General features: G+C 61.0%; 5 protein-coding genes and 1 pseudogene. 2 read left to right on the top strand and 4 right to left on the bottom strand.

What is annotated here, in order from left to right; translation table 11 throughout:
* Positions 1 to 431: 431 nt before the first annotated feature.
* On the bottom strand, positions 432 to 1448 hold the full coding sequence (locus QO034_RS22710; protein WP_284487790.1) for an IS110 family RNA-guided transposase: 1017 nt from the start codon (positions 1446 to 1448) through the stop codon (positions 432 to 434).
* 310 nt (positions 1449 to 1758) lie between these two features.
* Here QO034_RS22710 and QO034_RS22705 point away from each other — a divergent pair, with 310 nt between their 5' ends.
* On the top strand, positions 1759 to 2781 hold the full coding sequence (locus tag QO034_RS22705) for an IS110 family RNA-guided transposase (RefSeq protein ID WP_284487789.1): 1023 nt from the start codon (positions 1759 to 1761) through the stop codon (positions 2779 to 2781).
* Positions 2782 to 3041: 260 nt separating this feature from the next.
* Here the strand turns inward: QO034_RS22705 and QO034_RS23480 are convergent.
* Positions 3042 to 3533: pseudogene (locus tag QO034_RS23480) on the bottom strand (IS110 family transposase); the annotation flags it as partial.
* A gap of 242 nt (positions 3534 to 3775) precedes the next feature.
* On the opposite strand from QO034_RS23480, the gene QO034_RS22690 reads away from it, so the two are divergent.
* Positions 3776 to 6529 (top strand): AsmA family protein, encoded by a 2754-nt coding sequence (locus QO034_RS22690; protein ID WP_284487786.1) that lies wholly within the window; start codon positions 3776 to 3778, stop codon positions 6527 to 6529.
* A gap of 9 nt (positions 6530 to 6538) precedes the next feature.
* Here the strand turns inward: QO034_RS22690 and QO034_RS22685 are convergent, their stop codons facing one another.
* Both QO034_RS22685 and QO034_RS22680 read right to left on the bottom strand, forming a co-directional pair.
* Positions 6539 to 7030 carry a hypothetical protein gene (locus tag QO034_RS22685; protein ID WP_284487785.1) on the bottom strand — a complete coding sequence of 164 codons (492 nt, stop codon included), beginning with the start codon at positions 7028 to 7030 and terminating at the stop codon, positions 6539 to 6541.
* A 296-nt stretch (positions 7031 to 7326) separates the two neighbouring features.
* Positions 7327 to 7671 (bottom strand): hypothetical protein, encoded by a 345-nt coding sequence (locus QO034_RS22680; protein ID WP_284487784.1) that lies wholly within the window; start codon positions 7669 to 7671, stop codon positions 7327 to 7329.
* Positions 7672 to 7891: the final 220 nt, after the last annotated feature.

The following is a 7891-nucleotide window of genomic DNA, read 5'->3' as shown; positions in this document are numbered from 1 at the left end:
ATCTCGGCCATTCGGGCCGACAGATACGCCGAAATCGCCTGCGTCAACAGCTGAGGTGCCCCCGCAGGTCCGCCCCGGCACAGAAATCGGCGAAGCCGAAGCGGTAGTTCAGACGATCCTTTGAGTGTTTTACTCTCCGGTAAACCCGGGGCGTGTGTGGATGCCCCCTGTTTGGCAAGCATTATCTGCGATTTGTCGGCGGGGTCTTCGATCGGACGTGTGTTAGGCCTCTGAGCGTGGCCTTCCATGACGCCACGGGCCGGTATGCTGTTCGGAAGGCCGGGTTCACATCGGTTCAGAGAGCTGCAAGCGCTCGAGCCCCGGGACTGAATCTCCCGCCTTGAACTTCGAAGTCCGTGTCGCCTACTCCTCGTCGATCGCTCACCCCGGCCTTGCGGCCATGTCGTGTCCAGACCCTGCTCGGGGTCAGATCACGCCATTCGATAATCCTCTTTCTTCGTTGTCAGGGTCCAGATCATGCGGGCCATCTTGTTCGCCAGCGCGACGGCCGCGACCATCCTGGGCTTGCGCGCCACGAGCGCGGCCAGCCAGCGGTTCGGACTGCCGCCCTTGCGGACCACCCAGCGAATAATGCTCATCGCACCGACGATCAGCAGCCGGCGGATGTCAGTCTGGCCCATCTTGCTGACCGACCCCAACCTGGACTTGCCGCCGGTAGACCTCTGTCGTGGCACCAGGCCGAGCCAGGCTGCGAAGTTGCGCCCGCTGTCGAATGTGTCGAGGTCCGGTGCGAACGCCGCGACCGCGCCTGCGGTGACCGGGCCGATCCCGGGGATGGTGCACAACCGACGCAGCTGCGCATCTGTCTTCGATGCCGCCTCAAGTTCGTCCGCGAGCTGTTCGATCACCTCAGTGAGCCGCGCGATTTGGTCGAGGTAAATCGCGCCCATCTCCCGGACCGGGCGTGGCAGGTCAGTAGCCTGGTCTTCCAGCGCGTTCTCCAGCACCTTCAGGCTCGCCGGTCCCTTCGGCGCCACAAGTCCAAATTCAGCCAGGTGACCCCGCAGCGCGTTGATAAGCTGCGTGCGTTGCCGGACCAGACATTGGTGCGTTCGGAAGGCCACCGCGCGCCCCTGGGTCTCGGCGCTCTTCACCGCCACGAAGCGCATGGTTGGCCTCAAGGCCGCCTCCGCGATAGCTTCCGCATCTGCGCGGTCGTTCTTCTGGCGTTTCACAAACGGCTTCACGTAGGCCGCTGGGACGAGTCGAACCTCGTGGCCGTGCCGTTGTGCCACCCGGCCCCAATGGTGCGACGTGGCACAGGCCTCCATCGCCACGATACACGCTGGCTGCTCGGCGAGAAGCGTCGCCAGCCGCGTCCGCGACAAACCTCGGTTATATAGAACCGTCCCCTCCGGCCCCACGGCGCAGACCTGAAAGCTGCCCTTCGCCAGGTCGATCGCCAGCATGTTGATATTCGTCGTCATCGGTGCGCCCTCCACTTGGTTCCCACGGAACCATCATGGCATACGAGATGCCGCTGGGTGGGGGCATCCACGGCATCAGTTCAGTCTGCGCAGCCAGCGTTTTCAGAGCCGCAGTTCTCTCGGTGATCCTTTCTGTCTTCTCGGCAATCTGTTTCAGCAGATCCTCGCATTCCGTGACGACCATCCCGGGCAGACCGCAGCCAGGATCTTCCAGTAGGGCAGATGGAATGGTTGCCGCCCTCCCTTAACGGCATCGCAATGTGCCAAAGTCGTGGTGTTTTCAGCCACGATACGGAGAGGACGGCAACTTATGGATACAATGATTGGGGTGGACTTGGCAAAGTCCGTTTTTCAGTTGCACGGGGCGTCAATGGTTGGCGAGGTGAAATTTCGCAAGAAGCTGACGCGCCCACAGTTCGAAAGGTTTATGGCTGAATACGCTCCGGCGGTTGTTGTCATGGAAGCGTGCGGCGGCGCTCACTTTTGGGCACGGCGGATGCTGGACTTGGGTCATGAGGTGAGGCTTGTCGCGCCGCAATATGTCCGTCCGTTCGTGAAGCGCCAGAAGAACGATGCCGCCGATGCCGAGGCGATTGTGATTGCGGCTCAGCGCCCCGAGAAGCGATTTGTCGAACCCAAAACGGTCGATCAACAGGCGCGTGCAACGCTGTTTCGGGGCCGTGAGCGACTTGTGCGGCAGCGGACCGAACTGATCAATGCTCTGCGCGGGGTGCTTTATGAACACGGCCATGTGTTTCCCACGGGTGCGCGCAATCTTGGTCGGATTGAAGCCTTCCTGATAGAGGCAGGTCATGGTCTGCATCCGCTCGTTCATGAGGAATGCATGGACATGTTGGACCTGATCCAGGACAAGACCGCGCGCATTGCGGTGAAGACCAAACAGGCTGAAACGTTCTCGTCACAGGGGACGATGACCCGACGGTTGAAGACAATCCCGGGTGTTGGCGCGCTCACAGCGCTCGCGGTCGAAACCTTTGCGCCGCCGATGGAGAGTTTCAAATCAGGGCGCGATTTCGCGGCCTGGCTCGGGATCGTCCCGCGACAGCATTCATCAGGCGGCAAACAAAGGCTCGGGAAGATATCGAAGGCGGGGCAGGGGGACATCAGGCGGCTGCTGATCATGGGAGCGATGACACGGCTCACGCCGCGTGGTCGTTTGGGCATTCCGCCTGGCAGTTGGCTGGCTCGGATGCTTGAGCGCAAGCCGAAGATGCTGGTGGCGATTGCGCTGGCGAACAAGATGGCGCGGCAGATATGGGCCTTGCTGACGAAACAGGAAGATTATCGGGAACCGGTTCAGGTGGTGGCGTGAGCAAGCGCGCCCGGCATTTGAAACTGGAAGGCGAGGTGTAAGAAGTCGACGACCTGAATGGGCACATGATCGAACAGATCTGGGTCGGGAAAACCAGCACGTCCCCTAGAGACGATGATCTCGCAGGGTAGATTTGGACCCGCTCCGCCGATCTCCATACCGGCCAGCGGACATCGAAAAAGCCGCACCCAAAGGCCTGATAGAAGACCGCACTCGATCACACCCAATCAACGTCAGAAACATCTTGCACAACGGGCGGCAACCATAGAGGGGATCCGCTTCAGGTGGACAAGGCCGACCGGAAACACATAGCCATATTCATAGAGCACCGACCGCAGCGCGTTCACCAGCTCGGTTCGCTGACGGACAAGGCGTTCGCGACCTCGGAACAGCAGGTCAGGGCCATGCTGTTCCTCTGATTTCGGGGTCACGAAGCGCATCTCGGGCTGGCGCGCCGCGATCATGATCGCCTCGGCATCGGCCATATCGTTTTTCTAGCATTTGACGAAGGGGCGAACGTATTGCGGCGCGATCAGCTTCACCTCGTGGCCGAGCACAGCCATCTCGCGCGCCCAGTAGTTTGCGCTGCCGCAGGCCTCGAATACGACAAGGCATCCGGGCTGCTCAGACATGAATTTCCGAAACTGTACTCGCGTGATTTTCTTGCGGAACTTCACGTGCCCCGCCATCGAGGCACCGTGGATCTGGAAAACACTTTTTGCCAGATCCACCCCAATCATCATATTGTCCATCTTGCCGTCCTCCTCGTTGTGTGGCGTTCAACATCACCACCTTGGCACATTGCGATGCCGTCAGGGGAAGGGCGGCAACCATTCCATCTTCAGTACTTGGAACAGCATCTCGCCGATCCTACCGGCGCCAGCCGGTAGTCGTTCAGCAGCGAGGGATCGAAATACCTCGCACTCGGTCGCGGGATATTGCCGGAAACCTGAAGTCAGTTTTCAAATAGACGATGACGCAGTAGCCTTGGTTCATGAAACGGGGTTTTAGGTTCCTGCTGATTGGAGTTGCGACTGGGGTCGGCAGCGTGTTGCTCGCCGGATGGCTGGTGCTGGAAGCGCGCCCGTTTTCCGGGTTTCGCCGGGATCTCATGCAGGAGGTGCTGTCCGATCAGATCGGTCAGCCTGTGATCATTCATGGCGAGGCGCGGGTCCGTTTCGGAGCCATCAGCCGGGTGCATGCCACAGGTATCGAATTGCCGAGCGTCGGGATCGCAGGTCTGAACCTGGCCGAACTGGATGCGCTCGAGGTGGATCTGGACACTCTCGCGCTGTTGCGGGGGGCGGTCGATCTTGATGATCTCGTCGTCCATGGCCTGCGGGTCACACTGTTGCGCGACGCGGCGGGCCGGACCAGCTGGAAACCGGGGGAACGCAGCGAGACACCCGCCCAGATGGGCGATGGCGACATCGCGCTCGTGGAGTTTCTGAAGCAGCGCGAATTCCGCTTTGGGGATATTGCGCTGCTCTACGACAGCCGGCCGACGGGCTTCGAGTTCCTGTTCGAACTGGACGAGATGACCTACCTGCAAACGGAAGGCGGACAGTTGGCGCAGCTTGCAAGCAGCGGGCGTGTGAATGGGCAGCCGTTCACCGTCGCGGGCCGGTTTCCAAGAGGTGAGACATTTCTGGTGAATGCGGATTTCGGCGGTGCGGCCGCGCGTTATGACGGCCGGGCGCTTGCGGAGAACCAAGGCTCCGGGCATGCGGGGCAACTGACGCTTCGGATCGAGTCGATGGCCCGTCTGCTGGACATCCTGAAGCTGGACGCGGAACTGGACGGGCAGGCAGAGTTCAGCGCGGCCCTGATGCGCCTTCCGGGCGGGCTTGGGATCGACGGCCTCGATCTGCGGGCCGATTTCGCCAACGGGGCCCTGTTGACGATGGCCGGAGACGTGTCGAACCTGATCACGGTCGATGGGCTGGATCTCGATTTGCAGGTATGGCTGCATCCGGAAGGCCGGCCCCCAGCACGCGCTGCCGCTCTTAAAGACCTGAGACTGACCGGGATGCGCGCGCATGTCGCGAGCACGCTTGGCGAAATCCGGCTCGAGGACGTTCTCGTGGCCTCGAATGCCATTGAGGAATCATTTGAAGAGCTTGGCCCGATCTCGGTGGGGCGGGCTCTGCGTACCCCTCGGGACAGCATCGCGCTGCGGGATGTCCGGATCGAGGCGGGCGCGTCGGATACGGTGCATCTAAGGGCAAGCGGAGTGATCGAGGACCTTCTGGATCTGAAAGATCTGGATTTCACCGGTTCGATACAGGTGCCGGCGACCAATCTCCTTGGCCGGGGCATGGCCGAACCCACGCTTTTCGGGATCGCGGTCGCGGAGTTCGAAGTGACCGATGCGTCGGGTTTCCTCGCCTTGCCGGAATTGAGGCTGGAGTCGCGCGGCACCGATCTCTGGGCGCTGGCGGGGCATGCCTCAGTTGGGCGGGCGAATCGGCTGGACAGTGTCGATGTCGCATTGGATCTGCGCCTACCAGACAGCGAACGGTTCCTGCGGGAACTGGGGCTGACGCCGGAGCTGGCTGGTGCGTTCGGGTACCGCTTTGCCTTAAAGGGGCGGGACAAGGAATTCGACACGTCGATGGAGCTGTCGATGCGGGACAGCCTGATCAGTGCGGAGTGGCATACCAAGTTTCAGGAAGGTGCCACGGAGATTGACGGGCGGATACACAGCGACAAGGTGGAAATCGCGGATGTGGCCGCAGCGATCGCCACGCTGATAGATCTGTCGGAGCTGGACAGGCCGCGGGGCGGTGGAGCGGGCGGGACAGAGCTCAAGCCGCTGGTGGTGCCCCGCGATGAGGAACCAAAGGATGGCTCGGAACTGCAACCGCTTGTGCTGCCCCGCGAGGTGGAGTCGGAAGAGGGATCGGAGCTGAAACTGCTGGTTCTTCCGAGAAAGGACCCGGAAATTGGCGACCTGCTCGACCTGCAAAAGATGCTGGCCGAGGCGGATGTCGATGTCGCGATCGACATCGACAGGATTAAAGGCCGTAAGGGCATTTCGCGAATTGATAGCGCGTTGGCGGTCAGTGGCGGTAAGGCGGCCCTCGGCCCCCTGGATTTCGCCTATGGGGGGGGACGCGTTTCGTTGACGGCCGGCATCGACCTGATCGACGCGCCGGAGATCCTGACGGTCTCGGGTTCCACCGGGGGCTGGGATTTCGGAGAGGTGCTGGATGCGGTCGGCGCGGGAATTGCTGCATCCGGCCGGATCAATGGCAGGTTCGAACTGGCAGGCCGGTACGCGTCCGCCCGGCGGTTCCTGCAGACGGCACAGGGATGGGCGCATATTTCGCTGCGGGAGGGTAGGCTAGGATCCAGCCTGATCGAACTGGCCGGGCTCGGGATCTTTCCCTGGCTGTTCTCCAGGGAATTGCAACAGGGCTATACGCGGATCGTCTGTATAGAGGCGCCGCTCAGTATCAGGCCGGGCCGGGTGTCTTCCCGGAATGCCGTGCTGGAAACCGATCGTGTGCAGATCGTGGCGGCGGGGCAGGTGGATTGGCGTAACGACCGGATCAGCGTGCGGGCCGAACCGCGGCCGGTCGGCCGACCGCTGGCGCGCACGGCTTGGCCGTTCGAGGTGACGGGCCGTCTCACGGCTCCGCAATTCGAGCTGGTGAAAGGGGCATCGAGACGGCGGGTCGACGGTGGGTCCGGGGTGCCGACGAACCGCATTCCCTGCAAACCGGATGTCGAGCAGTTGCGATGAGCCGCACGGTCAGCCCTGTTTCTCCTGGCAGGCCTTGACCGCCTTAATGGCGCGGGACGTGCCCTTTAGGCTGACATCGATCTTGCCGCCGTTCGGACCAAAAACCATGACCTTGTTCCGCTTGGCGAATTCCGTAACGAATTCCGGGTTGTCGAAAAAGGCGTATCCGCCTTTGAGGCCATTCTTTTCGACCAGGTCGACATCGCCGCCAAAGCCAACATCGTCGAAGTGAAACTCGACCTTGCCGCTTTCGCCGGTTTCGAGCTGTGTCCAGTCCGGGCTGTAGACGGCGAAGAAGCCACCGTTCCGATCTGCCGCATACCCAAGTTCAACAATCATTCCGTTCTCGAAAGTGCGGCTCATCAGGCAACCAGGGCCGGCATCCGGATCTACATCGATACGCCAGTCACCCTCCTGCCCCCAATCCTCGGAGAAGGCAGCCGTGGCCGACAGGAGCAGCGCCCCAAGGGCAAGGGTTCCAATGCGTTTCACCTGTTTCATCGCGAGACCTCCGAAACTGTCTGCCTTGCCGCGTGCGTGCGCCTGGTATTGCCGGTGGGTTCATCAAGGTACACCTCAGGATATGGGATGTTCACCTCGACGATCAAACTCGATCAACTATGGCTCTGAATTGGTGCATCACATTTCTACTTTGCGGAGGGAGGGACATTTCTACTTGGTTACAACATTTCTTTTGACCGCAGGATCGAGCCTGCCAATTTTACTGCCATGCGACAACTCCGAATATTTCCGGAGCGCTGGAATGCGCCTCAGACTCAAGTGTTTCACAGGTGTTGTCACATTAACCACTTCCGATTGCTGGGTCCACGATTTGAAACTAGCTGGTGCTGATGCTCTTCGATCGCGACGGTGTGATACTTGACCGTCCATTCCTTGACGCTGCTGTATTCGGCGACATCGGAGCTGACGCGAACCTCGCCCTCGGGGTGGACCCGGGCATAGGCGCCAAGCCGGCTGCCGCCCCAGTCAAGCGAGCGGGTTACGATCATGCCGTGGTTCGTGTCGGTTACGAAGCGCGTGCAGGCGTTGGCGGTGAGCGCGGTGGTGGTCATGACGCCGGCCAGGACGGCGGTAATGGCGGTAGATGTCCAGGAGCGGGTCTTGGTGGTAGAGGCTTTCATCTTTCTCTTCCTTGGGTTGCGACGGTATCGTCTGTGTTTCGATGAGAAAGACACAACCACCCAAACCGCCGTCCGGGACGTAGGCGACGGTTGCCCAACAGTTGACGGGGCGGTAAAAAGTGGATTCCTGTTTTGGATTCAGGCCGGTACAGTTGGCCATGATTACGATACGAGATCGATTGACCGGGGATCTGTTTGATCGCTGGTCGGAAATAAGCCC

The organism is Sedimentitalea xiamensis, assembly GCF_030164465.1.
Classification (GTDB): domain Bacteria; phylum Pseudomonadota; class Alphaproteobacteria; order Rhodobacterales; family Rhodobacteraceae; genus Sedimentitalea; species Sedimentitalea xiamensis.
Note: the sequence above shows the minus strand (reverse complement) of the source record. Positions and strands in the feature narration are given on the sequence as shown.